This is a genomic window from Paenibacillus sp. JT31N11 (assembly GCF_056269285.1).
Genome location: NZ_JBWDNQ010000002.1, coordinates 644,633 through 668,656 on the forward strand (window position 1 = coordinate 644,633; position 24,024 = coordinate 668,656).

A 24,024-nucleotide genomic window follows, 5' to 3' on the forward strand; every position below is an offset into this window, starting at 1 on the left:
AAATTTCTTGATAATCCGAGTTTCCTGCTCCAAGCCTGGAGGTAAAGTTTTAAATTTAAATGAACCGGAAAGGTTCCGTCTCTACCTGGGAGGCGGCCGCGACCGTTTTATATTTACGTTTAATCAGCTCATGGGTCAGCCACTGCGCCACCCTCGGCTTCATGATTTTCTCAATATTATGTCCCGGATCAATAATGCACAGGCCTGCCACCAGAGCGTCATGAGCAGTATGATAATCAATATCTCCAGTAATAAGCACATCCGCTCCGGCGAACTGGGCGTGTTTCACATATCTGCCCCCGGAGCCGCCAAGAACAGCCGCTTTGCGGACAACCGTATCCGGATCGCCCACCACTCTGACCGCAGGCACATCAAACACCTGTTTAACCAGCTCAGCGAGTTCAATCAGCTTTACAGGTTCCGGCAGCTTCCCGACACGTCCCAGTCCATAAGAAGGCCCATTGATTTCAAGCGGATACAGGTCATAAGCGACCTCCTCGTACGGATGCGCTTTAATCATCGCCTGAACAACCTTCCGCTGCAGGCTTTGCGGAACAATTGTCTCCACTCTTACTTCAGGTACCTGCTCGAGCTGGCCATGCTTTCCTATGAAGGGCTGCGCCTGCGCTCCAGGCAGGAAAGTTCCCGTCCCTTCCACCTTAAAGCTGCTGCAGCTGTAATTTCCCGTCTCTCCGGCTCCCGCGTTCCAGATCGCCTGCAGAACGGCATCCTCATGCGGTGCAGGGACAAAAACAACAAGCTTAAACAGCTTGTCGGTATGGACAATTTCCAGACTTGCTCTGCCCTCTTGGGCAATACCAACCAGATCGGCCATCCAGTCATTGATGCCGCCTTCAGCCGAATCAAGATTGGTATGAGCGATATACACGGCAATATCATGCTTGATCAGCTTCTCATAAAGTCTGCCGGCCGGCGTTGAGGTGTCAAGCTTCGCCAGCGGTCTATATATGATGGCATGATGGGCAATGATCAACCCGGCGCCTGAGGCGATTGCCTCATCAACCACCTCATCGGTCACGTCAAGAGCAACCAGCACCTTGCTTATTTCCTTCTGCAGCGTACCCAGCTGCAGGCCGATTTTATCATTCTCGACGGCCAAATGCTTGGGTGCCAGCTGCTCCATTAATTGTATTACGGTTTGACCATGGGCAAACATTGAAGCACCTCCTCCATTTGCTGCATTTCATCTCCAAGAGCCGCTTCTTTCTCCCTGGATTCGCTGAGCGTCGACAAAGCCAGCTGATTACGGATCCGCTCGAGCTTTCCAAGCTCCATCCGCCACTTCTTCTTCAAGAGTTCATCGCCTTCTTGCAGCAAATACGGTCCCATCCGGTACAGCCATTCACTGCGATAGCCTGCAGACATTTGAAGAGGAAGCTCAGAAGCATCGTACAAGCGGGTGTTCCACGCCTCTGCCGCCTCTTTATTCTCACCGGCGAGGGCATACAGTATTTCATAAATACGGCCGTCTTCTTCCATTATCGTCTCACTCTGAAGAACATAATCGCGGCGTACGAGCCAGCGGCGCACCAGATCCTCTCCCACATTCGGCTGAAGAACCAGCTCCCGCACGCCGTCCAGGCGGCCATCTCTCCAGCCCGCTTCCAGAATATCGGACATCAGGCTTCCTCCCATGCCCGCAAGGATGACTGTATCCGCTTCTCCCGGCAAGAGGACCGACAACCCGTCTCCTTGACGGACATCGATTGCCCCGGTCAATCCGGCTTCAGCAGCACCCTTCTGCGCCGCCAGAAATGGTCCGGTATTCAGTTCCCCGGCAATTGCCGACGGGCATTTGCCGCTCTGCACCAGATATACCGGAAGGAGGGCATGGTCAGAGCCGATATCGGCTGCCCGAGCGTCCGCGCTGACACGATCTGCTATCGTTTGCAGTCGTTTGGATAATTTTATCATGTTAAGCAACCCACGCAATCCACTGTTTTCTTAAGCTGAAGAGGAGCAAGCCCCCTGCAATGATTTTGGTGATAAGCTGCAGCTGCAGCCAAATTTGTTCCTTGGCAAATACGGCGGAATACAATTCCGGCATAAACCAGATAAGTGCTCCCGCCACAAATAAAATAGCCGCCACGGGCCTTGACCAGCGATGAAAAAACCAGCTGCACCAACCGAATACAAATGACGCCGGAAGCCAGAAAAGCTGAATTTCATACCATTTTGGAGAATCGAAAGTATTGGAGAGCAGCCAGGCATAAACGAGAAAAGAAGCGACCCAGCCGCATAGATGAAGGAGCGGAATTCGCACGCCAATCCCAAAAACGATCCATACAAGCGAGCAGAAAGCAAGCAACCCCGCCTTCCAGCCCCAGGCTTGCAGCTCATGCAGCTGCAGCATATAGATCCCGGCGCCGAGCATCAGCAGCATGCCTATTCCGATGAGTCCCAAGCCGGCGGATTCATTTTTCCGGCGATAACGCTGGCCATACAGAAGAAGAACAAGCACTGCCGACAAGGATATGCCAATTTGCAATAAAGGATGAAAAAAGCTAAAATAAAGAACAACAAAACAAATCAAGGAAAAAATTCCAAATGTAAGGAACCATTGCTTCCATGAAGCCTTGGATACCGCCTGGGCCGCTTTACCGGTAATTGTCGAAGGCGTGCGGGCCGCTCCCTCTTCCACATATAAATTAAGCAGGAAATCGCAATATTGCTCCGGGAGCAGCTTGCTTCGCTGCCAGTGTTCAATTTCTTTTACAATCGTTTTGCGGCGCTCCTGATCCATGTTGATCCTCGCTCCTTTCGGGCAGCAATTTCTCAAACCTGTCGCGAGTTCATCATGATGCGGTAATTCTTAAGAAAAAAAGACCTTTGCTGCCGCAGCAGAAAGGTCCTCGTCTTCATCCTTATTCGAGAAAATCCTTCAACCGCTTGCTGCGGCTCGGATGTCTCAGCTTGCGCAGCGCTTTGGCTTCGATCTGACGAATCCGCTCCCGCGTGACGCCAAACACCTTGCCCACTTCCTCAAGGGTCCGGGTCCGTCCATCATCCAGTCCAAAACGCAGACGGAGCACATTCTCCTCGCGTTCGGTCAATGTATCCAGCACATCTTCCAATTGCTCCTTGAGCAGCTCGTATGCGGCCGCATCCGCCGGTGCAAGTGCTTCCTGGTCCTCGATAAAATCTCCCAGATGGGAATCGTCTTCTTCACCGATCGGCGTCTCCAGCGATACCGGCTCCTGGGCAATTTTCATAATTTCCCGGACCTTCTCCGTACTGAGATCCATCTCCGCCGCTATTTCCTCTGGACTTGGCTCACGGCCGAGCTCCTGCAGAAGCTGACGGGAGACCCTTACCAGCTTGTTGATCGTCTCCACCATATGAACCGGAATCCGGATTGTTCTGGCCTGGTCGGCGATGGCTCTTGTTATCGCTTGGCGAATCCACCAGGTTGCGTACGTGCTGAATTTGTAGCCCTTGGTATGATCAAACTTTTCAACGGCTTTGATCAGGCCCATATTCCCTTCCTGAATCAGGTCGAGAAATAGCATTCCGCGTCCCACATACCGCTTGGCAATACTGACTACGAGCCGGAGGTTGGCCTCGGCAAGCCTGCGTTTTGCTTCCTCATCGCCATTCTCGATCCGTTTGGCCAGCTCAACCTCATCATCCGCGGACAAAAGCGGAACTCGTCCGATCTCCTTCAAGTACATCCGGACGGGGTCATTGATTTTGATACCGGGCGGGAGCGCCAGATCATCGTCAAAATTAAATTCATCCGGTTCTCTCTCCTGATCTTCACGTTCTCTGCTTGTTGGAAGATCATCATTCTCATTCAACACTTCAATTCCGATATCATCGAGCTGTTCGAAAAATTCATCAATTTGCTCCGGATCCTGATCAAACGGTGAAAGCTTCTCCATGATCTCTTTATAGGTTAAGGAGGATCTTTTTTTACCGTGTTCAATCAGCTGCTCTTTGACAATCTCCAGCTTCTGTTCGATATCCAATTCAGTATGTTGATCATTCGCCATATTCCGACTCCCTCCTCCCTAGAAACGATCATCCTACTGTCCTTTAAGCTGTCTCTCTAGGGCTATAATCTCACTTGCAATTCGAGCCGCCAACAACATGTCGCCGGATCGTTCCGCCTGCACCATTTCCTCTTTCTTATGCTCGATTCCACGAAATCTGGGCACTTTGAGAATTTCCATAATATAGTGAGCGAGCAGCTGCTCGTCGAACGGAAAATCATCGTCCATCATTAAGATTGAAGCGGCCGTCCTCTCAAGACGGTCGTCCTGAAGCGAAGCGATAAATCGGCTAATATCCGGATCATGACCTTGTGCATAATAAGCATATAAGTAAGCAGCAAGCGCTGCGTGATCCTCAACGTTAAATGCTTCTCCGAGCTGGCCGTGCACCGTTTGCGCCGTTTCACTGTCCTGCAGCATGCGGGCCAGAAGTCTGCGTTCCGCTACCTGATAGGCAGGCAGCACAGGCGGCGAAGAAGGCATACGACGGATTTCATTCCTACCATTATTCCACGAATTGTCGTTATTATCCCTTTGCGGCTTCAATTTCTGGTGCTGCTGTCTATGCTGGAAGCAGTCTTGTTTGAGCGCCTCTAAAGATATATCGAATTCACGGGACAGATCTTTTAGATAAAACTCACGCTCGGTGGGAGAATCAAGCTCGGCAATAATGCCGACAGCTTCGAGCATATAGTTCTTCTGTCCTTCTTCTTCTAGGAGTATATGGTTTTTCTTCGCATATATTAGTTTAAATTTCGTGACGGAAACGGGGTGTTCAATCGTCTCCCTGATAAATGCCTGCGCCCCGTTCTTTTCAATAAACTCATCGGGGTCCATGCCTTTGGGCAGCATGGCCACCTGCACGCGCAGACCTGCCTTTTCCAGCAGTGGAATGGTCTTCACGACTGCAGCTTGTCCGGCGCTGTCGCCGTCGTAACAAAGCAGTACATCATCCACATTCCGCTGAAGAATCATGGCATGGCTCTCTGTCAGAGAAGTACCCATCGTGGCCACACCGTTATTGACTCCGGCGGTCCATGCTTTGACCACATCCATGTAGCCTTCGAACAATACGGCGCGCCGGCTCTTCCGCATGGCCGCCCTGGATTGATTGAAATTGTACAGGCTGCGGCTTTTGTTGAACAGCATGGTTTCGGGCGAATTCAGGTATTTGGGCTGCCCTTCGCCAAGTATCCGCCCTGCCAGCGCAATTGCCTTGCCTTCGCCATTACGGATTGGAAACATAATCCGGTCCCGAAACCGGTCGATATATCCGCTTCCATCCTGCTTGGCAATCAGGAGGCCGCCCTTTTCCATCAGATCCAGTTTGAATTCCCGCTTGTCCAGAAAACGCACCAAGGTATCCCATTCCGGCGGCGCGTAACCGATCAGGAATTGGTCGATCTGCTTGTCCGTTACTCCGCGCGAGCGCAAATACTCCAAAGCGGGCTGGCCATGAGACGTATTCATCAGCAGGTAATGATAAAGCTTTCCGGTAAGCTCATGCGCTTCAATCAGCTTATCCCGTTCACCCGATTCGACTGAGTCGAAACCGTCGGAATTCCCTGTCCACGTTACCGGGATACCGGCCTCCTCCGCCATAACGCGGACCGCTTCAGGAAACGAATAGTTTTCGATTTCCTCGATGAATTTTACAGCATTGCCGCCTTTGCCGCACCCGTAGCAGTAGAAAATCTGTTTCTCGGGCGTAACGGTGAACGAAGGGGTCTTCTCTGAATGAAAAGGGCATAACCCTTTCATATATTTGCCTTGTTTTGAGAGGTTAACGTATTTCCCAACCGTCTCGACGATATCGTGATGCCGCAGCACCGCTTCTATGACGGAATCAGGTATTTTAGCGAACGCCATATATCCCCACCTTCATCCTAAACATGTTTAAATATTCGCTAAGATTCACCATTCTCCTGCCGGGTTCGTAAAACTTTTGTCAGCTTTTGCTGAAAACGGATCCGATCCTCGCTTGTCATGGCCTTCGGCCCTTTGGTCTTGCCGCCGCTTCTTCGACGCTTCGCAAGCTCATGTCTGCGCTCCATGAGATAATCAATATTGCTGTCATCATACTGCTGCCCCCGATTCGACAGCGCAATTGCCCCTTTGGCCAGCACGATCGTCGCAAGCCCGAAGTCCTGCGTAACGACGATATCTCCCCGTGCGACATGATTGGCGATATACAAATCGACAGATTGATCGCCTTTATCCACCTGAACAATCTGAATGCCTGCCCCCGGCTCCAGACGATGGTCGTACGAAGCAACCATCAGCACGGGAACGGACATATTCCGCGCTACCTCGACGATTTCGCGCTTGACCGGGCAGGCATCGGCATCCACCACAATTGTAGGGGTATTCGCCACGTTTATGCATCACCGCATCCCTGGAATAATTCTGTACTATGTTATATACGGCAAAAGATAAAAGAATCCTGCAAGAAAAATCAGCTGGAAGGAATACATTCCATGATTAAACTTGCCGTTTCCTCCACCGCCCGATGCGAAACATCGATTACCACGCAGCCGATTCGCTTCATAATATCCGCAGCGTAAGCAAGCTCCTGCTCAATTCGTGCTGTCGTCGCATACGCCGCACTATCCGGCAAGCCAAGAGCCTTAAGGCGTTCCTTGCGGATGACGTTCAAATAATGGACATCAATCGTCAGTCCCACTATTTTCCCCTTGGGGATCCGAAACAGCTCGTCGGGCGGCTTGAGCTCCGGCATCAGCGGCACGTTGGCTACTTTGAATTTCTTGTGTGCCAGGTACATCGACAGCGGAGTTTTGGAGGTTCGGGAAACGCCGACAAGCACGATGTCCGCCTTGATAATCCCGGTCGTGTCGCGCATATCGTCATACTTGACGGCGAACTCAACAGCCTCCACCTTGCGGAAATAATCCTCGTCCAGCACATGATTCAGCCCCGGCTCCTTGCGGGAGGGACGGTTGGTCTTCAGCTCCAGGCTGCCGATCAGCGAACCCAGCAGATCAATCGCCACGACGGAATGCTCCAGCGAAAACTTGCTCAGCACGTCACGAAGCTTAGGAATCACAAGCGTGTACAAAATAATCGCATTATGCTCTTTGGCCTGCAGCACCATCCGTTCTACAGCGGACTCATCCTGAACAAAAGGGGCCCGGCGTATATCCGCGTAAATGGGATGGAACTGGGCAACCGCCGCACGCACAACCAGTTCGCCGGTATCGCCGGCGGAATCCGAAACCACATAAATAATCACATCAGGATGAAGCCCGGTTGTCATGTTGGTCCCCTCCTTAAATGCTAATGAATATGATGGCTGTGCAGGCCGAGCCACCGTTTATTACCAAACAAGTCTGGATAAATCTGCAACTGTACCCGCTCCGTCGGCGATAAGAGCCAATAGCGCCAAGCGGTTTGCACGGACGGCTTCATCTTCAGCCATAACCATAACGCGGTCAAAGTACGCAGTGATCGGTTCCTTTAATCCCGCGAGCTTGGCGATCGCACCTGCAGCATCATCATTATTAATACATTCCGCAATGCTTTCGCTTACGGCCTGCCATGCGGCGTGCAATTCACCTTCAGCTTCATCCGCAAAGAGGGAAGGCGCCACATCCTTAGACGCAGCTTTAGAGGCAAGGTTGCTCACCCTGTTCAGAGCATCGACCGCCAGCTTGAATTCATCACGCCGCTCGCCGGCAGCGAAGGCTGTCACAGCAGCGGCTCTGTTGACCGTCTGGCGCAAATCATTATACCCTGCAGCCATAACCGCATCGACAACATCATAACGGATGCCCTGCTCGGAGAGCACATTTTTCACCCGCAGCGCGAAGAACTCATAAAGGTCTTTTCGAATATCTGCGGCTTCGCGTTTCATTGGCTTCCCGCTGTGCACCTCCAACGAGAGATCGAATAATCCGTCCAGGGGCAGCTTCAATCCATGCGCCAGAATAATCTGGATAATGCCCGCTGCCTGGCGGCGCAGAGCATAGGGATCCTGGGATCCTGTGGGAATAATGCCGATGGAGAAGCAGCCGACAATCGTGTCGATTTTGTCAGCCAGGCTCACAATCGCACCTATCAGGGAGCCTGGGGCACGGTCACCGGCAAAACGCGGCTGGTAATGTTCATTGATGGCGACTGCAACCGCCTCCCGCTCCCCTGCCTTGCGGGCATAATCCTCACCCATCACACCCTGCAGCTCCGGAAACTCGTATACCATCTGAGTGACCAAATCAAACTTGCAGATCTCCGCAGTGCGCGCAATGTCGTCCACGGTCTGCGGATCAAGATCAAGGGCGCTTGCCAGCTTGGCCGCCGTTGCCTGAATGCGGCCAACCTTATCCGATACCATTCCCAGCTCCTCGTGGTAAACAATCTTCGCAAGCTTTTGCAGAGAATCGGAGATTGGAATCTTCTGATCTTCGGCATAGAAGAATCTGGCGTCGGACAGACGCGCTCTTAGAACCTTTTCATTGCCTTTGGCTACCTGCTCGATAGAGGTACGATCGCCATTGCGGACGGTAACGAAGAAAGGAAGCAGTTTGCCCTGCTCATCCAGCACCGGAAAATAACGCTGATGTTCACGCATCGAAGTAATCAGAACCTCCTGCGGGATCTTCAGGAATGCTTCATCGAAGGTTCCGAACAGCACATTCGGATATTCGACAAGAAACACAACTTCCTCCAGCAAATCTGCCTTCACGTCGATTTTCCAGTTTTTTTCGGCAGCCAGCGCATGGATCTGATCCAGAATCAGCTGTTCACGTTCAGCTGCATTGACAACGACCTGCTGCTCGCGCAATCGTTCCACATAATACGATGGGGAAGTGACTGAGGTTTCTCCTCCCAGGAAGCGGTGACCTCTGGTGATCGTTCCGCTCTGAACATCCGTGATTTCAATTGGTATGACCGTTTCCCCGAATAAGGCGAGAAGCCATTTGATCGGGCGGACAAATTTCAGCTCGTGGCTGCCCCAACGCATGTTTTTGGGAAAAGACATGGAAGTAATCAGGCTCGTGAGGCCCTCTGGCAGAACATCAAAGGTAACCGTGCCGATGCTGCTTTTGTTGGCATAGATATACTCTACTCCGCCAAGCTCCTTGAAATAGAAGGCCTCCGGTTCAACGCCCTGGCTGCGGGCAAATCCAAGAGCCGCTTTGCTCCAGGCCCCTTGGTCGTCGAGTGCGATTTTACGGGAAGGACCTTTCACTTCTTCGCTGACATCCGCCTGCTTTTCTTCCACATCCCGGACCAGCACGGCGATCCGGCGCGGCGTGGCATAAGCTTCCACCTCACCATGGGCGATGCGGGCGGTATCCAGCCACTTGACCGTCTTTTCCTTCAGCTGGTTCATCGCTCCCCGTACAAAACGTGCAGGAACCTCTTCGAGCCCGATTTCCAGCAGCAAATCCTTAGCCATTCGCGCTCACCTCTTTCTTCAATAGCGGGAAGCCGAGCCGCTCGCGCTCCTCCAGATACGTGGCTGCGCAGGCGCGCGCCAGATTGCGGACCCGCATAATATAGCCTGTGCGCTCCGTCACGCTGATTGCCCCGCGGGCATCCAGCAAATTGAATGCATGGGAGCATTTGAGCACATAATCATACGCCGGGAAAACAAGCTTGTGCTCCATCGTTTTCTTCGCTTCTTCCTCGTACATATTGAACAACGAGAAAAGCATCGCGGCATCCGAGGTTTCGAACGTATATTTGGAATGCTCGAATTCCGGCTGCAGAAATACATCTCCGTACGTAACGCCTGCAACCCATTCCAGATCAAACACATTTTCCTTATCCTGAATATAGGAAGCCAGACGCTCCATCCCGTAGGTAATTTCCACAGCGACCGGATTCACGTCGATACCGCCAACCTGCTGGAAGTACGTAAACTGCGTAATTTCCATACCATCGAGCCAAACTTCCCATCCAAGTCCCCATGCGCCAAGCGTCGGCGCTTCCCAGTTGTCCTCAACAAACCGGATATCATGATGAAGCGGATCAACGCCAAGCCGCTTCAGGCTCTCGAGATACAGCTCCTGAATATTGTCGGGCGAGGGCTTGAGAATCACCTGGAACTGGTGATGCTGATAGAGGCGGTTCGGATTCTCGCCGTAGCGGCCATCCGCAGGACGTCTGGAAGGCTCCACATAAGCGACATTCCAGGGCTCCGGTCCGATTGTGCGCAGAAAAGTCATCGGATTCATGGTGCCTGCACCCTTCTCCACGTCATAAGGCTGAACGAGAATACAGTTTTGCTCCGCCCAAAACTGCTGAAGCGTCAAAATCATGTTTTGAAAATTCATCTGCCGACCTCTCTCCTTTATTATTCAAATTCAGACATGGCCAAAACGATATAAAAAGCTCTCGTCCCTATGTCTGACAAAGCTCAGACATAGGGACGAGAGCTGATCTCCCGCGGTTCCACCCTACTTGATCTCCCAATGTGTGTTGGCACATACAGGAAATCCGCTTTTCACGTTCATCCGAACTCCGAAGTGCCTTTCGCCGATTCGTCCGCCCAGGCTTTCACTGTCCCTGGTTCGCTGCCGCTGACGACTGTCCATCGACTACTTTCTTCATCATCGTTCCTATTCTAATAGTATATCTTAGCTATTCACCGCTGGTATGTCAAGCTGTTAAAGGGGATATTTATCCATTTGATCAAGAAATGCACGGGATTTGAGCGGAATATTAATATGGGTGTCGATTAGCAGCCGCATCGCCTGCTTAAGCTGGGCTTTTGTTTCATCCTTGACCTGGATATTCCCAAGCCGCGTCAGATCCATTCTACGGAACAGCTTCAGCAATTTGTGCGCGGTCTCGCTGAGCGGCATTGCGGAAGTATCCTTGTAGCGGCAGCGGTTGCAAAGAACGCCGCCTGATCGGGCGCTAAGAACCATCGGACCTACGACATTCCCGCAGGATACACATTCATCGAACATGGGAGCATACCCGGATGCCTCAAGAATTTTCATCTCGTATAACTGAATAATCGTTGGACCGTCTTTGCCGTCGGCCAAAGCGCGCAGGCAAGCCAGGAGCTGCATAAACAAGTATCCGCTTGCATCTTCATCGTTGGTCGTCCGGTCTGTCAGCTCGACAGCATAAGCCGCATAGGCGGTCAATTCCAGCCCTTCACGCAAAACATGGTGAGATTCAATAATCTCACCATGCGTCAGCGTACCAAGCCCGCTATTGCGGTAATAAAGATATTCCCCATGGGTAAACAGCTGAGTCAGCGACCCGTGACGGCTCTTCGCTTTTTTGGCGCCGCGGACAAGAATTGCCGCTTTGCCGTAGGAAGGAGTAAGAATCGTAATGATTTTGCCGCCTTCCCCATAATCCATACTACGGATGACAATGCCTTCAACCCGGTACTGCATCGCGGTTCTCCCCTTACTCGCATGTAAAGACGCATCATATGGAAGGAGCACTCTCCATATCGGATACCAGCTGCGTTTCTTCATCAGCGCCCGGCTCATCGGATTTGCTCAATTGATCCACGTCTTTATAAAGCAGAAAAGCGTCCACATCCCCGGTCAGCGCAAAATACTTCCACGAAAAGTCTCGCATTCGTATCATCCCTTCCGCTCTATCCGAAATGGTTCTCAACAGTTAGGATGCGATGAATGGGGATGTCCTATGCCAGACAAATAACGGGCATTATGCGCTACGGCAGGAAATGTGGACAAGCCGTTTTATTCGTTTTTGTAACCCAGATCCTTCAGGACTCGTTCCTGATTGCGCCAATCCTTCTTGACCTTGACCCACAGCTCCAGGAACACCCGTGAGCCAAGCAGCAGCTCGATATCGCGTCTTGCCAGCCTGCCCACTTCCTTGAGCAGCGCACCCTGCTTGCCAATGACGATTCCCTTCTGCGAATCGCGCTCGACGAAAATAACTGCTCCGATGTAGACAACCCCGTTGTCCTGCACCTTCATATCCTCAATCGACACCGCGATGGAATGCGGCACTTCTTCCCGAGTTTGATGGAGGATTTTCTCCCGGATCAGCTCTGCGCAGACGAACTGCTCCGGATGATCCGTCACCTGATCTGCCGGGTAATATTGCGGCCCTTCGGGCAGATAACGGGTCAGCACACTCAGCAGCGTATCGATGTTATTGCCCTGCAGCGCGGAGATCGGAATGATCTCGGCAAAATCATGCAGCTCCTTGTAGGTGGCGATCAGAGGCAGCAGCGCTTCGGGATGAATTTTATCGATTTTGTTCATCACCAGAAAAATCGGCGTTTTGACAAGTTTAAGCTGCTCGATAATATAACGGTCTCCGCCCCCAAGACCTTCGGAAGCATCAATCAGGAACATTGCGGCGTCCACTTCGCCCAAGGTGCCGACAGCGGATTTATTCATATAATTTCCAAGCTTCGACTGCGGCTTGTGTATTCCGGGCGTATCGAGAAATACAATTTGCGAATTGTCTTTGGTATATACGCCATGAATTTTATTGCGTGTTGTCTGCGGCTTGTCCGACATTATTGCGATTTTCTGGCCGATGACTTCGTTCATGAGCGTCGACTTTCCAACGTTCGGCCGGCCGACAATCGCTACGAAGCCGGAATGGTATTTTTCTTTTTTACCGGATGGTGTGTGATTCATAATAGACTATTCGATCCCCTTCCAAACTTAGCCTTTCCTTAACGAAAATGCTCCCGGCAGCAGCTCTTCGACCGTCATTACAGATCGGCCGCCTGTCAGGTTTGCCATAATGACGGGCATGTCCGGCTTGCAAAGCTCAACCAGCACTTGTCTGCACACCCCGCAGGGCGTGATGGGAAGCATTGTATCTCCAATAACAGCAATCGCTGTAAACTCGCCTGGGCTCCGCCCGTCGGCAATCGCCCGGAACAATGCGGTCCGTTCCGCGCAATTCGTCGGACCGTAGGCTGCATTTTCGACATTGCAGCCCAGATATACATTACCGTCCTTATCCAGCAGAGCCGCTCCTACGGCAAAGCCGGAATACGGTATATAAGCGCGGCTCCTTGCTTCCAATGCCTGCTCCAGAAGCCGCTCCCAGTCCGCGGAGAGCGGCTCATTTGATACCTCCATCCCATTACCTCCTTCTTCACTTTAGCTAATGGTAGACCATATCCCATATATGCGGGCAGAAGATGATCAATCCGATAATGACGGCCGCAATAGCCGCAACCAGTACAGCCCCCGAAGCTGTATCCTTCGCCGCTTTGGCCAGCGGGTGAATCGCCGGGCTTGCCAGATCCACGACGCTCTCGATCGCAGTGTTCAGCATCTCGGCACAAATGACAACCCCCATCACAAGCACCAGCACAGCCCATTCCATTTGCGTAATCCTGAAAATGAAGCCTGCTGCCGTGGCAATAAGAGCGGCGATTATATGAATACGCATGTGAAGCTGCGTGTCCAGGGCCAGACGGATGCCAGCCACTGCAAATTTACAGCTCTGAATGAACCTGCGCATTAACGGTGCAGACCAGCCTGCCGGAGGACGTCTTCCTGCTTTTTCGTCATAATTGCCTCGCTCGGTTCGTCCTGATGATCATAACCGATCAAATGCAGGAATCCATGCACAAACAGAAACCCAAGCTCCCGCTCCAGCGAATGACCGTACTCCAGACTTTGCAGCTTCGCCCGCTCGGCGGAGATAATGATATCGCCAAGCATGCCGTCCAGCGGCAAAGGAACATCCTCTTCCTCAACATCATAAATAATATCCAGCTCTTCGTCGGTATGTTCCTGCATGGCAAAGGACAACACATCCGTCGGCCGGTCGATGCCTCTGTATTCCCGATTTAACTGATGAATTTCTTCATCATCGACAAATGAAAGAGTTACCTCGCCTTCTGTCAGCCCTTCCGCTTCCGCGGCAAGCAGAAGCAGCTCCTCCAGGCGTCCCAGAAACGCTTCGGGTATTTCAACTTTATTCTGTTCATTATTCCATTCCAAGCGCAAACTCATGCCAGCCGCTCCTTTGGTTTACTGTCTTCGGGATATTCGATCCGCGAATGGAAGATACCGATAACGGATTCCTTCAAAGTCTGCGCGATTTGATCAAGCTCCTTGAGAGTCAAATCGCATTCATTAAACTGGCCGTCATCCAGGCGGTTTTTAATGATTTTGTTGATCATCGATTCCACCTGCTCCATGGTAGGACTCCGCAAACTCCGGACAGCGGCTTCGATGCAATCCGCGATGCCGACAATGGCGGCTTCCTTCGATTGCGCCTTTGGTCCGGGATACCTGAAGTCATCCTCGGTGAAATCCGTCTCTTCCCCGGCCGCTTCAGCCTGCTTCCATGCTTTGTGGTAAAAGTACTGCAGGAACGTCGTTCCATGATGCTGCTCCGCAATATCCCGGATCGGTTTGGGAATGTTATGGTTCTTCAGCATCTCCACGCCATCGCGGGCATGCGCGATAATAATCGATTTGCTCAGCTTCGGATCGATGGAATCATGCGGATTCTCGATATTGCTCTGATTTTCGATAAAATAACTGGGCCGTTTGGTCTTGCCGATATCATGATAATAGGAGCCGACCCGGCACAGCAGTCCGTTGGCGCCAATGGCTTCGGCAGCCGCTTCGGACAGATTGCCGACCATTACGCTGTGATGGTACGTACCCGGCGTCTCCGTCAGCAGCTTGCGCAGCAGCGGATGATTGGGATTCGACAGCTCCACAAGCTTAAGCGCGGACAAGATGCCGAAGGTAATCTCGAAAAAAGGCATCAAGCCGATAACCAGAATCGCCGTCAGCAGCCCTCCGGCAAAAGCAAACGCAATCGTGGTGACCATTTCCGTCTTCTCCGGCAGCTCGCCCCCAAGCAGAATCAACGCAAGCACGGAAGCAGATCCGAACAGGCTGACCATAATGCCTGCCTTTAATATCGTAGACCGCTGGCTCGCCCGATGAATGGCAAAAATAGCGGCAAATGAGACAACCGTTGTCATAAATCCATAATTAAAATCAAAGATACGGTTGGAATCGACGTTGAATAAGATACTGCCGGCAATAGCGAACAGAAACGAGCAGACAACCGCGAGCTGAACATCCAGCAGCAGCGTAATGAGCATCGCTCCCATTGCTGTCGGCGCCAAATATCCGACATAGGAAATGGTATCGGTCTGCGTCAGCTCGACGATCCGCATAATCAGCAAATTCAGGATAAAAATAAGCAGCAGCATCGCAAGCTGGGCATTATTGTATCGCACATTTGCGGTATTAAGGCCCGATGATTTGTCCAGAAAGCTGTAAATAAACAAAAGGAATAACAAAGAAAGCAGCAGCAGGCCGAGCTGCGGCCAATAGGATTTTTTGTCCTGCAGCAGATTGAACGATGAGAGCCGGTCGTATAACTCCTGGGTGACCATCTCTCCCTTATGGACGATGATATCCCCTTGATTAATGACGACCTCCGGCGTGTTTTCTTTCGCCGCTACCTTCGCTTCGCTCGTTGCCTCGCTATCGAGAAATTTGTTCGGCATAATGGCGAATCGAGCCAGCTCCTGAACGATCTCCCTTGTTTTGCGCTCGCTCAGCGAGCTTGCGTTCACAAGCTCCGCCACCTTCGTGCGGGCCGTCTCCGCTTCCCGCAGCGGATCGCTCATCAGCTTGCGGACGATGGTAAGCCCCACCTGCTGCATATCGGCAATCTGCACAACGGTAAGCTGCGGCAGCTTGTAGTACGTTTCCTCCGGAATACGGTATTCCTGATTCTTGACTGTCGTTGCCATCTCCTGCAGCAGGGTGTCGTTATAGGCATCCTTGCCTGTATTGCTGCGTACGAACTCGTCGACATAATCGCTATAGAGCTGCGGAATTTCCGTCCTGTAGATGGTCACTTTATTATCCGTCGTAACCTGATCATCCTGATTCAACTGCTCCATACGGGCAAAGATCTGCTCCAGCAGCTGCTCGCTGCGCATCGCGACAATGGAATAAATCGGTTCCACGCGATCCGCTGCTTCCTCCTGCGCCTTGATCCTTGCCTTATCATCCTTGATTTGCGCAGGCGCTACAACGTCACGTTCCATCCGTTTGCCTTCTTGAATATCGTAGGTTTTGGGAAGCAAATAAGGAGCTAGAGTGATATAAAACAACAAAACAAATAAAAACAGCAAGATCCATCGAACCGCTGCGCTCTGCTTCCAACCACTCCATGAAAACTGCACGTATTATGTCCCCCCTCGTGCTGCGACCACCCCATAGGGTTGCTTCAACTGCGGGGCCGTCCATGCTGGGTATGATAAAACCGTACACCCGGGTAATCTACGTTCTATGCTGGCCTGACGCCATTTAGCCCTGATTATCGGCATCCATGTTGTAAGCCACAATGATTTTTTGAACCAGCGAATGACGGACGACATCCTGTTCAGAGAAATGCACGAAGCCTATCTCGTCAATATTTTGCAAGATACGCTGTGCTTCATTAAGTCCGGAACGTTTGCCGCGGGGCAAATCGATTTGCGTGACATCGCCGGTCACAACCATTTTGGAGCCGAAACCAAGCCGGGTCAGAAACATTTTCATCTGTTCCGGAGTCGTGTTCTGCGCTTCGTCAAGAATTATGAATGAATCATCAAGCGTACGGCCGCGCATATAGGCAAGCGGCGCAACCTCGATCAAGCCCCGTTCAAAAGCTTTCACCGTTTGATCCGGACCCAGTACGTCATGCAGCGCGTCATAGAGAGGGCGCAAATAAGGGTCTACCTTCTCCTGCAAATCGCCTGGCAGGAAGCCAAGGTTCTCACCGGCTTCTACCGCCGGGCGGGTCAATATGATCCGCTTGACGGAGCCTTCCTTCAATGCCGCAACCGCCAGCACAACCGCCAAATACGTTTTGCCTGTCCCGGCAGGACCGATGCCGAATACGACGTCCATTTTCTTGATCATCTTCACGTAGTGGCGCTGCCCTATCGTCTTGACGCGAATCGGTTTGCCGCGGAATGTGGAGGTAAGCTCCGCTTTGAATAAATCCAGCAGCTGGTCAGCCTGCAGCGTCTTTGCCAAATCGAGCGCATACATGATATCGCGTTCCGATGGCGTATACCCTCCACGGAACAATTGCTGCAGCACGGTAAAAAGCTGTTCCATGGACTCTACCTCGGCAAGAGGCCCGGAGATCATGATTTCGGCGTCGCGGGACATAATATCCGCTTCCGTCTGCTGCTCGATCAGTTTCAGAAATTTGTCCTGCGGTCCAAAGAGCGCAAGTCCTTCCGCCGCGCTCGCGAGCGGGATTTTGATAATCTTGGTTTCATTTGGCAAAAATGCTCAATCTCCTTGTATATGAACTAACGGTCTTTCAGCTACGATCGACTGTTCCACCTCAAAAAGCACTTTCATATAAACTTTACCATTGTCCGCCTTTTCATGCAAAATGTTTTCGGCGCGGATCTTCGATCCCGCCCCTGCTTTGGTCAATAAATCGGCTTTGGCCTGAAGCAGTCCCGCCTCTCTTGCCTCCTGCTGCGTGAGCGTCTGTTCATCCACGCGGACCTCCCGGATGGTCTCCTTCATCCGGCCGAGCGGCATCTTCAGGGAACGCCAGGAGGCCTGCTCTAGATGTCTTTCGGTCTCAAATTGATCATAGGGAACCTTTCCAAAGCCGCTGACCCGAAGAGCGCGTCCCCACGCTACCCCATACCAGCGGGTAATACTCTCCCCTGTGTAGGTTTTCATTTTCTGCTGCATCGGTGAGACAATCATATATTCATGCCAGACCAGACCTTTAACGATTCCCTTAGCCACTACCGTGCGTGTATGAGCTTCATCCCCATAGATTCCGGAGATCAGAACGTCGCCTTTCTTGACCTTCGTATTCCGTTTCACGACAGGCCTTCCGGTATCGGCCAGAATTTCAGTCACAACGGCATCGGCCGAGGCCACAAGATGGCGGGGACTGAGCAGCTCCTGCTTTTCGGGGATAGTTGTCTCCACCACCTGGATCGTAATCTTCGTTCCCTGCTTTTCCACACCGATCCAGGCTGCTCCAGGCAGCTTCTGCGTCAGCTTCTTGGACAGCACGTCCGACTTTTCAAGTCGAAAAGACCATTGGAACGGATAAAGCCCTTCCTGCTTGGCTGCCTGCAAAATCTGCTCTTCGGACAAGCGGTCGTTCCCTTTAATATCGATGGTCCAGATCAACGAAGATAAAATGTACATGCCAATAAAAAAAATGAGAAGACCTGCGCCGAAAAACAGCCTTTTCTCCAGCTTGACAAGCCAGAAGGGGAGCCCCCTGCGGGACTCGACATGGACCCGGGAGCTTGTCTCCTTGAGAAGCGGTCGAAGGCGAAAGAAGTCATTGACGGTTAAATCGCAAATCAGTTCCCCGCTGCTTGTCCGGCGGATGGACCACAGCTCAAGTCCGCTCGCCAACGCGCGGTTGACAAGCAATTCCAAGGACTCTCCTCTGATGCAGACCGTCACAATTCCCCGCAGCCATTGAAGCCATGAAGCATTCATCCTTTCTTCCCCCTTTACGATCCATTTATCGTCATTCCTTGATTTGAATATGTTTGATTTTCCCTTCCACGAAGACTTCTTCGGTCCAAATGGTCCTGATAATCAGACCCTCTCCCGTCACTTCCAGCTCCCCTTTGCTGAGCGCGAGGCGCAGACTATCGCTGGAGAAATGGAGCACGCCGCGGTGGTTTTCAATATAGAGCTGACGATCGCCAATCATCGTCAAACGGGGCAAATCGAATACGACATCCTGCGGTAAATCGAGCAAATCGGCAGCCATTTTACGCAGTTTGCGGTTTATGCGGCGCATGCGGACAACAAGCCCCCTTCCCATACTGTACCAACGTATGCTGGAAACCGCTGAAATATGAGGATACCGATGCAGATGAGACTGAAAAAGCAAAGAAGCCCTCAGCAACCACTTTCCAGTGGCCTGAAGGCTTCTTAAGCGTTTTGATTATAGCAAGCTAATATTGTCACGAAAATCGATCAGGGACGGCGGTGGGGCCGCTTGGAGCGCGGTGGAACGAGAACCTCGGCAAGAACGACCGCACGCCGGAGTTCATTCTTATCCAAATTACGCAATAAGCCGCCTTTTCGAGCAGCGGATGGCTCAGAGATGTGCGCCTGCGCAAGCGGTCTGCGCTGAAACGGCGAAGTTCTCTCGGTGATCCTGACCTTCGGGGGTTCGTCATACAAAGGCTCCTCAAAAACAGGTTCTTCATATTCCAGACTAACCCCTTCTCCGTCCTCTGACCGGTTACCGCTATCGTAGCGAGCAGGCTGATCCGGTTGATTCACAGGCTGGCCAAACTGCCGCTGTTGGTGCTCGAGGCTCCTGTGACTGCGGGGCGCCGCCGGGCCGCTTCCAAAGTCGGGCATCCGATTCCCCTGCGGATTGCCCTTTCTGGCTTTATTGATCAGGGAGAAGAGAAACCCGACCACAATAATGACAATAAAGAAGTTTTTCAAAATAAATTGAATCAGGTCATTCACTGCATCACCTCCTGCAATCCTTTACGAGGACTGTTTATGCGGGTTAATAAAAATCTATTTATCCTCTTTATCCGGCTGGTTGGATTCCTGGTTGCCGATTGAACCGCGCATTTGCGTGTCGGCCTCAATGTTTTTCAAATTCATATAGTCCATCACGCCAAGCTTGCCGCCTCTGAGCGCTTCAGCCATCGCAATCGGCACCTGTGACTCCGACTCAACGACAAGCGCGCGCATTTCTACGACACGGGCCTTCATCTCCTGCTCATGAGCAACAGCCATTGCACGCCGTTCTTCGGCTTTGGCCTGGGCGATTCTTTTGTCGGCTTCCGCCTGCTCGGTTTGCAGATGGGCTCCAATGTTTTTGCCTACATCCACGTCCGCGATATCAATGGACAGAATCTCAAATGCCGTGCCGGCATCAAGCCCCTTGCCAAGCACAGTACGGGAAATCAGATCCGGATTCTCAAGAACATCCTTATGAGAGCCGGAAGAACCGACTGTCGTTACGATTCCCTCACCGACGCGGGCAATAATCGTTTCTTCGCCGGCGCCGCCGACAAGGCGTTCGATATTGGCTCGCACTGTAACACGCGCTTTAACCTTGACTTCAATTCCGTTTTTGGCAACAGCAGCTACGATCGGCGTTTCAATTACACGGGGGTTGACGCTCATTTGCACCGCCTGAAGCACATCGCGTCCTGCCAGATCAATTGCCGCCGCGCGTTCAAACACCAGCTCGATATTCGCACGGTGAGCGGCAATCAGGGCATTGACAACGCGGTCTACATTACCGCCTGCCAGAAAGTGGCTCTCCAGCTGGTTAATGTTCAGCCCAAGCCCCGCTTTGGTCGCTTTGATCAGAGGATTGACGATCCGGCTTGGTACGACTCGCCGCAGGCGCATGGCCACAAGCGTAATGATTCCGACCCGAACGCCCGAGGACAGCGCGGCAATCCAAAGCATAATCGGGAAGAAACTCAAAAATACGGAAAGCACGATAATAGCCAGTACGACGATAATTATAATGGTAACGGTTGGATCCAGCTCCATAATTTCCCCTCCATGGTTTAAATGTTTTCGTTCAACTGCTGCACAACGACACGCGTTCCTTCAACTTTAATGACTTGAATTTCCGCATTTGCCGCGATAAATTCTCCCTGCGTTACAACGTCGACCCGCTGTTCGCCGATAATCGCCGTACCGGCAGGCCGCAGCGGCGTAACGGAGCGTCCACGCATGCCGAGATATAACGCTTTATCGGCCGTTGAGACATATCCCTGCTCCGTCGTCAGGCTTTCACTGAGAATAAACCGGTTCCATACCCCTTTGTGAGCAAAGCGTTTGGCAATGATAAAGACGATTACTCCTGCCGCAAGCAGAGCGACGAACAGGGACAGAAAGGCTGCTTTCGGGCTGGGCGCGGCAAGCACAACCCCTGCAATAAGCGATGCTGATCCCAGTATTCCCAGTATTCCGAAGCTTGACACAAACACCTCGGCAATGAGCAGCACAACTCCGATTACAAACAGAATAATTTCTTCCATTCCGGCAAAGCCCGTGATGTAATGACCGAAGAAATAAAGTCCGAAGCCGGCCAGCCCGATCAGTCCAGGGATGCCAAAGCCGGGAACGATCAGTTCAATCGCTACACCTGCTATGCCGATAACGAGCAGCAGCGTCATGATGGCGGGCTGGGTCAGAAATTGCGAAATCCGCTCCATTACGCTGGCTTTGACCTCCACCAGATTGGGCTGCTCGATGCCCAGATGCGCCAGCACCTCATCGACGGAGCTTGCCGTATAATCGGCATAGCCCACTTTCACCGCATCGGCGGCGGACAAGGCCAGCAGTTCGCCTTTCTCGACCGTGCGTCCAAGCGGCTTAATCTCCAGCGTCACATTCGGGTTGACCATCGCGGTTGCCAAATTGGGATCGCGGCCGTTTATTTCGGCGGCTGCTCTCATTTTTTGCGTCCAGTAGGCGACTGTTTTCGGATTGTCAATCAATGTGCCCGTTCCGTCCACAACCGCCGCCGAGCCGATCACACTATTAGGCTCCATCACAAGCTCATCGGCATTCAGGGCAATGTAAGTACCTGCGGATACCGCCCTCCCGTGAACCAATGCTGTCGTCGGAACCTTGCTGGTACGAACGAGATCGCCAATTCCCTCTGCGCTGACAACGCTGCCGCCAAGGGTGTCAATAACGAGCACAATACGCTCAGCGCCGGCTTCTTCCGCTTCCTTGTAAGCACGCTTGAGGAATTTCTCAAGCCCTGATTCGATTGGCTGTTCAGCCGGAATCACATAAACAGTGGAGCCTATCTTCCCCCCGCCGGTATCGCTATCGGCCGCAAATGCAGCGGGAACCATAGCGCCAAACAGATTCATAAAGATAAGCCCAACAACAACAGAAAGCGTCCCTCTGGCTATCAGCCGTCTAAACCATTTCAATAGTTGACCCTCCTCTCCTTACTGTAACCAAGAAGAAGCTGACGCCATTTCTCTCCGCGTCAAAATCTGCCGCAATCGTAATCCTTCATACGGTCTGACAGTGCCCCCGTTCCAAGTATTATCCGTGGGAGGCCTCTTTAAGCCTGACTGAAGTCCAGTCCGTACGGTAAAAACGCAGCATGACCGACGTGCCGAACACCGTGAGGAAGGAGTAGAGCGCGATCCAGGCTCCCAGGCTGCCCCAATGAAAAACAAAGATAAACAAGTAAGCAACCGGCACAAAGAAAAACCAGCTGAGAAAAAATGAGATGCGCATGAGAAAAGTGGTATCGCCGATTCCCCGCAATCCGCCTGCATAGAAATTAAGCAGGCCATCAAAAATTTGCAGGTAGGCGGACACCTTGATCAGAAACGCCGCCAGCTCATAAACTCCGGGGTCCTTGGAATACAAGTGGGCAATCTGCTCGGCAAACACCAGCTCCACCGTGCCAAGCGCAATGATGAACATGGTACCCAGAATAGCGGTATCTGTTCCAGCCCGGCGTCCAATCAGAGCCATTCCTCTGCCCACGCTTTGCCCTACCAGAATTGTTGCCGTCGCTCCGAAGGCAAAGGCTGGCATAAAGCCGAAGGACATCACATTCAGCGCCACTTCATTGGCAGCAAGCGCGTGGTCGCCCAATCTGGCTACGAAGGCGGTGAAGATGAACATGGATACGCTGAGCGAGAATTCCTGCATGCCCAGCTTGCCGCTCTCCTGGGCGATCAGTTTTATTTCCGGCCATTCAAACGAGAAAGCAGCAAGACGGCTGCGGGTTTGGTAACGTTTATGCAAAATAAAGAAAAAGATGTATACACAAATGAACAGCTGGACCGCTTCACCAATGAGCACGGCGAGGCCTGCGCCGGTCAAGCCCAGATGCGGAAAACCCCAGTGGCCAAATGTGAGAACGTACGTCAGAAAAATCATCAATAAGTTGGATATCAGCGACACAATCATGGACATGGTGGTCGATCCGATTCCGCGCAGAAAGCCGTGGAAGGCAAAATTAATAATGCCGAAGGACATGGCATAGAAACGCAGCTCCAGATAATAACCGCCTTGTTGGACCAATTCCTCCGATCCCCCGGTCCAGCGCAAAATATCGTCAGCAGCTAGCCAGCCCGTTACGAATATAACAACCGCGAAAAATATGCACATGTACATAGCCAGATATGTCCGCTGCAGGCCTTTGCGCATATCGTTGGAGCCGTAATTCTGTGCGACCAGATAACTGACCGTATGGCCGATACCGGAAAAAATGGCAAATGCATTATACATAATAATATTGGAAACGCCAACAATTGCGATTATTACAAAGCCCAGCTGACCCACCATAATCAGGTTAATGGTTCCTGTCACGGTCTGGGTGGCGAAGGTGACAAGAGAGGGTATGGCAATCAACAGGATTTGAAGCCAGTTACGCAGCATAGTAAAGTGTTCCTCATTTCCCAGTGTTCCTCATTTCCCATCTATTAGCCCCTATTCTGGAGCAGTCTGTAGGATGTGTCAATAGCTCCGAATAACGGGAAACAAAAGAAAACTGCCCGCTTTCAATGAGACAAACACGGGCAGTTCATGAAAAAACACCCCCTTTGCAGGGAGTGTCTGGCTGTCAGCCTATGTTATTGCAGAAATTGCTGCACATATGTGTTTACTAGTTTACCATCAGCACGCCCTTTGGTCTTGGGCATGAGGGCGCTCATAACTTTGCCCATATCGGCTTTCGATGAAGCACCGGTTTCCGCTATGGTCTGCTGAACAATTTCTTTGATTTCATCTTCGGTCAGCTGCTGAGGCAGGTACACACTAATAATTTCAATTTCTGCGGCGACGTCTTTTGCAAGATCATCGCGGCCGGCTTTTTCGAATTCTTGGAGGGAATCTTTACGTTGTTTGATCTCACGACTTAGGATATCAAGCACTTCATTATCATCAAGCGGTCGCTTTAAGTCAATTTCCAGATTCTTGATGGAAGCACGAATCATGCGAATCGTGGAGAGCTTGAACTTCTCTTGACCTCTCATGGCTTGCTTCATATCATCGTTCAATCGTTCGCTAAGGTTCAT

24 protein-coding genes are annotated in these 24,024 nt (G+C 51.8%); all 24 read right to left on the reverse strand.

The features are described from left to right. Positions 1 to 55: 55 nt before the first annotated feature. On the reverse strand, positions 56 to 1,177 hold the full coding sequence (locus tag AC0YNV_RS11175; protein WP_475768158.1) for a Nif3-like dinuclear metal center hexameric protein: 1,122 nt from the start codon (positions 1,175 to 1,177) through the stop codon (positions 56 to 58). Continuing rightward, a complete protein-coding gene (locus AC0YNV_RS11180) occupies positions 1,153 to 1,935 on the reverse strand; it encodes a tRNA (adenine(22)-N(1))-methyltransferase (RefSeq protein WP_475768159.1) in 783 nt (260 codons plus the stop codon). The genes AC0YNV_RS11175 and AC0YNV_RS11180 overlap by 25 nt, the downstream gene beginning before the upstream one ends. A 1-nt stretch (position 1,936) precedes the next feature. After that, positions 1,937 to 2,764 carry a hypothetical protein gene (locus tag AC0YNV_RS11185; RefSeq protein ID WP_475768160.1) on the reverse strand — a complete coding sequence of 276 codons (828 nt, stop codon included), beginning with the start codon at positions 2,762 to 2,764 and terminating at the stop codon, positions 1,937 to 1,939. A 121-nt stretch (positions 2,765 to 2,885) separates the two neighbouring features. After that, positions 2,886 to 4,013, reverse strand: coding sequence for an RNA polymerase sigma factor RpoD (rpoD, locus tag AC0YNV_RS11190; RefSeq protein ID WP_210037692.1), 1,128 nt, complete (start codon positions 4,011 to 4,013; stop codon positions 2,886 to 2,888). Between the two features lie 33 nt (positions 4,014 to 4,046). Beyond that, on the reverse strand, positions 4,047 to 5,882 hold the full coding sequence (gene dnaG, locus AC0YNV_RS11195; RefSeq protein ID WP_475768161.1) for a DNA primase: 1,836 nt from the start codon (positions 5,880 to 5,882) through the stop codon (positions 4,047 to 4,049). Between the two features lie 38 nt (positions 5,883 to 5,920). Then, complete coding sequence (locus AC0YNV_RS11200) at positions 5,921 to 6,388, reverse strand: YaiI/YqxD family protein (RefSeq protein WP_379114071.1); 468 nt, start codon at positions 6,386 to 6,388, stop codon at positions 5,921 to 5,923. 80 nt (positions 6,389 to 6,468) lie between these two features. Continuing rightward, on the reverse strand, positions 6,469 to 7,287 hold the full coding sequence (locus AC0YNV_RS11205; protein ID WP_475768162.1) for a pyruvate, water dikinase regulatory protein: 819 nt from the start codon (positions 7,285 to 7,287) through the stop codon (positions 6,469 to 6,471). 60 nt (positions 7,288 to 7,347) lie between these two features. Continuing rightward, on the reverse strand, positions 7,348 to 9,429 hold the full coding sequence (glyS, locus tag AC0YNV_RS11210; protein WP_475768163.1) for a glycine--tRNA ligase subunit beta: 2,082 nt from the start codon (positions 9,427 to 9,429) through the stop codon (positions 7,348 to 7,350). Further along, positions 9,422 to 10,309 carry a glycine--tRNA ligase subunit alpha gene (gene glyQ, locus AC0YNV_RS11215; protein WP_475768164.1) on the reverse strand — a complete coding sequence of 296 codons (888 nt, stop codon included), beginning with the start codon at positions 10,307 to 10,309 and terminating at the stop codon, positions 9,422 to 9,424. The genes glyS and glyQ overlap by 8 nt, the downstream gene beginning before the upstream one ends. 333 nt (positions 10,310 to 10,642) lie before the next feature. Continuing rightward, positions 10,643 to 11,389 (reverse strand): DNA repair protein RecO, encoded by a 747-nt coding sequence (gene recO, locus AC0YNV_RS11220; protein ID WP_475768165.1) that lies wholly within the window; start codon positions 11,387 to 11,389, stop codon positions 10,643 to 10,645. A 34-nt stretch (positions 11,390 to 11,423) separates the two neighbouring features. Further along, positions 11,424 to 11,579 carry a YqzL family protein gene (locus tag AC0YNV_RS11225; protein WP_475768166.1) on the reverse strand — a complete coding sequence of 52 codons (156 nt, stop codon included), beginning with the start codon at positions 11,577 to 11,579 and terminating at the stop codon, positions 11,424 to 11,426. A 125-nt stretch (positions 11,580 to 11,704) separates the two neighbouring features. Further along, positions 11,705 to 12,622, reverse strand: coding sequence for a GTPase Era (era, locus tag AC0YNV_RS11230; RefSeq protein ID WP_475768167.1), 918 nt, complete (start codon positions 12,620 to 12,622; stop codon positions 11,705 to 11,707). Positions 12,623 to 12,649: 27 nt separating this feature from the next. Then, a complete protein-coding gene (locus tag AC0YNV_RS11235) occupies positions 12,650 to 13,075 on the reverse strand; it encodes a cytidine deaminase (RefSeq protein ID WP_475768168.1) in 426 nt (141 codons plus the stop codon). A gap of 25 nt (positions 13,076 to 13,100) precedes the next feature. Next, positions 13,101 to 13,463 carry a diacylglycerol kinase gene (locus tag AC0YNV_RS11240; RefSeq protein ID WP_475768169.1) on the reverse strand — a complete coding sequence of 121 codons (363 nt, stop codon included), beginning with the start codon at positions 13,461 to 13,463 and terminating at the stop codon, positions 13,101 to 13,103. Next, complete coding sequence (ybeY, locus tag AC0YNV_RS11245) at positions 13,463 to 13,960, reverse strand: rRNA maturation RNase YbeY (protein WP_475768170.1); 498 nt, start codon at positions 13,958 to 13,960, stop codon at positions 13,463 to 13,465. The genes AC0YNV_RS11240 and ybeY overlap by 1 nt, the downstream gene beginning before the upstream one ends. Next, the gene (locus tag AC0YNV_RS11250) at positions 13,957 to 16,170 is read right to left on the reverse strand and encodes an HD family phosphohydrolase (protein WP_210037703.1); all 2,214 of its coding nucleotides are present in this window, start codon (positions 16,168 to 16,170) and stop codon (positions 13,957 to 13,959) included. The genes ybeY and AC0YNV_RS11250 overlap by 4 nt, the downstream gene beginning before the upstream one ends. A gap of 124 nt (positions 16,171 to 16,294) precedes the next feature. After that, positions 16,295 to 17,266: a PhoH family protein gene (locus tag AC0YNV_RS11255; RefSeq protein WP_210037704.1), complete on the reverse strand. Its 972-nt coding sequence runs from the start codon at positions 17,264 to 17,266 to the stop codon at positions 16,295 to 16,297. Positions 17,267 to 17,272: 6 nt separating this feature from the next. Continuing rightward, on the reverse strand, positions 17,273 to 18,466 hold the full coding sequence (gene yqfD / locus AC0YNV_RS11260) for a sporulation protein YqfD (RefSeq protein ID WP_475768171.1): 1,194 nt from the start codon (positions 18,464 to 18,466) through the stop codon (positions 17,273 to 17,275). A gap of 31 nt (positions 18,467 to 18,497) precedes the next feature. Next, complete coding sequence (yqfC, locus tag AC0YNV_RS11265) at positions 18,498 to 18,776, reverse strand: sporulation protein YqfC (RefSeq protein WP_210037706.1); 279 nt, start codon at positions 18,774 to 18,776, stop codon at positions 18,498 to 18,500. A 179-nt stretch (positions 18,777 to 18,955) separates the two neighbouring features. Continuing rightward, a complete protein-coding gene (locus AC0YNV_RS11270) occupies positions 18,956 to 19,462 on the reverse strand; it encodes a hypothetical protein (protein WP_475768172.1) in 507 nt (168 codons plus the stop codon). Positions 19,463 to 19,516: 54 nt separating this feature from the next. Continuing rightward, entirely contained in the window at positions 19,517 to 20,512 is a 996-nt protein-coding gene (gene floA / locus AC0YNV_RS11275) for a flotillin-like protein FloA (RefSeq protein WP_379114069.1), read from the reverse strand. Between the two features lie 17 nt (positions 20,513 to 20,529). Then, positions 20,530 to 21,915: an NfeD family protein gene (locus AC0YNV_RS11280; RefSeq protein WP_475768173.1), complete on the reverse strand. Its 1,386-nt coding sequence runs from the start codon at positions 21,913 to 21,915 to the stop codon at positions 20,530 to 20,532. Positions 21,916 to 22,033: 118 nt separating this feature from the next. Continuing rightward, positions 22,034 to 23,386, reverse strand: a complete 1,353-nt coding sequence (locus AC0YNV_RS11285) for an MATE family efflux transporter (protein ID WP_475768174.1) — start codon at positions 23,384 to 23,386, stop codon at positions 22,034 to 22,036. A gap of 194 nt (positions 23,387 to 23,580) precedes the next feature. After that, positions 23,581 to 24,024: a GatB/YqeY domain-containing protein gene (locus AC0YNV_RS11290; protein ID WP_475768175.1), complete on the reverse strand. Its 444-nt coding sequence runs from the start codon at positions 24,022 to 24,024 to the stop codon at positions 23,581 to 23,583.

Excerpts from the sequence above, each read along its gene's own strand:
- AC0YNV_RS11175 (WP_475768158.1), bottom strand. The coding sequence starts at position 1,177 with ATGTTTGCCCATGGTCAAACCGTAATACAATTAATGGAGCAGCTGGCA.
- AC0YNV_RS11180 (WP_475768159.1), bottom strand. The coding sequence starts at position 1,935 with ATGATAAAATTATCCAAACGACTGCAAACGATAGCAGATCGTGTCAGC.
- AC0YNV_RS11185 (WP_475768160.1), bottom strand. The coding sequence starts at position 2,764 with ATGGATCAGGAGCGCCGCAAAACGATTGTAAAAGAAATTGAACACTGG.
- rpoD (WP_210037692.1), bottom strand. The coding sequence starts at position 4,013 with ATGGCGAATGATCAACATACTGAATTGGATATCGAACAGAAGCTGGAG.
- dnaG (WP_475768161.1), bottom strand. The coding sequence starts at position 5,882 with ATGGCGTTCGCTAAAATACCTGATTCCGTCATAGAAGCGGTGCTGCGG.
- AC0YNV_RS11205 (WP_475768162.1), bottom strand. The coding sequence starts at position 7,287 with ATGACAACCGGGCTTCATCCTGATGTGATTATTTATGTGGTTTCGGAT.
- glyS (WP_475768163.1), bottom strand. The coding sequence starts at position 9,429 with ATGGCTAAGGATTTGCTGCTGGAAATCGGGCTCGAAGAGGTTCCTGCA.
- glyQ (WP_475768164.1), bottom strand. The coding sequence starts at position 10,309 with ATGAATTTTCAAAACATGATTTTGACGCTTCAGCAGTTTTGGGCGGAG.
- recO (WP_475768165.1), bottom strand. The coding sequence starts at position 11,389 with ATGCAGTACCGGGTTGAAGGCATTGTCATCCGTAGTATGGATTATGGG.
- AC0YNV_RS11225 (WP_475768166.1), bottom strand. The coding sequence starts at position 11,579 with ATGCGAGACTTTTCGTGGAAGTATTTTGCGCTGACCGGGGATGTGGAC.
- era (WP_475768167.1), bottom strand. The coding sequence starts at position 12,622 with ATGAATCACACACCATCCGGTAAAAAAGAAAAATACCATTCCGGCTTC.
- AC0YNV_RS11235 (WP_475768168.1), bottom strand. The coding sequence starts at position 13,075 with ATGGAGGTATCAAATGAGCCGCTCTCCGCGGACTGGGAGCGGCTTCTG.
- AC0YNV_RS11240 (WP_475768169.1), bottom strand. The coding sequence starts at position 13,463 with ATGCGCAGGTTCATTCAGAGCTGTAAATTTGCAGTGGCTGGCATCCGT.
- ybeY (WP_475768170.1), bottom strand. The coding sequence starts at position 13,960 with ATGAGTTTGCGCTTGGAATGGAATAATGAACAGAATAAAGTTGAAATA.
- yqfD (WP_475768171.1), bottom strand. The coding sequence starts at position 18,466 with ATGAATGCTTCATGGCTTCAATGGCTGCGGGGAATTGTGACGGTCTGC.
- yqfC (WP_210037706.1), bottom strand. The coding sequence starts at position 18,776 with ATGCGCCGCATAAACCGCAAACTGCGTAAAATGGCTGCCGATTTGCTC.
- floA (WP_379114069.1), bottom strand. The coding sequence starts at position 20,512 with ATGGAGCTGGATCCAACCGTTACCATTATAATTATCGTCGTACTGGCT.
- AC0YNV_RS11285 (WP_475768174.1), bottom strand. The coding sequence starts at position 23,386 with ATGCTGCGTAACTGGCTTCAAATCCTGTTGATTGCCATACCCTCTCTT.
- AC0YNV_RS11290 (WP_475768175.1), bottom strand. The coding sequence starts at position 24,024 with ATGAACCTTAGCGAACGATTGAACGATGATATGAAGCAAGCCATGAGA.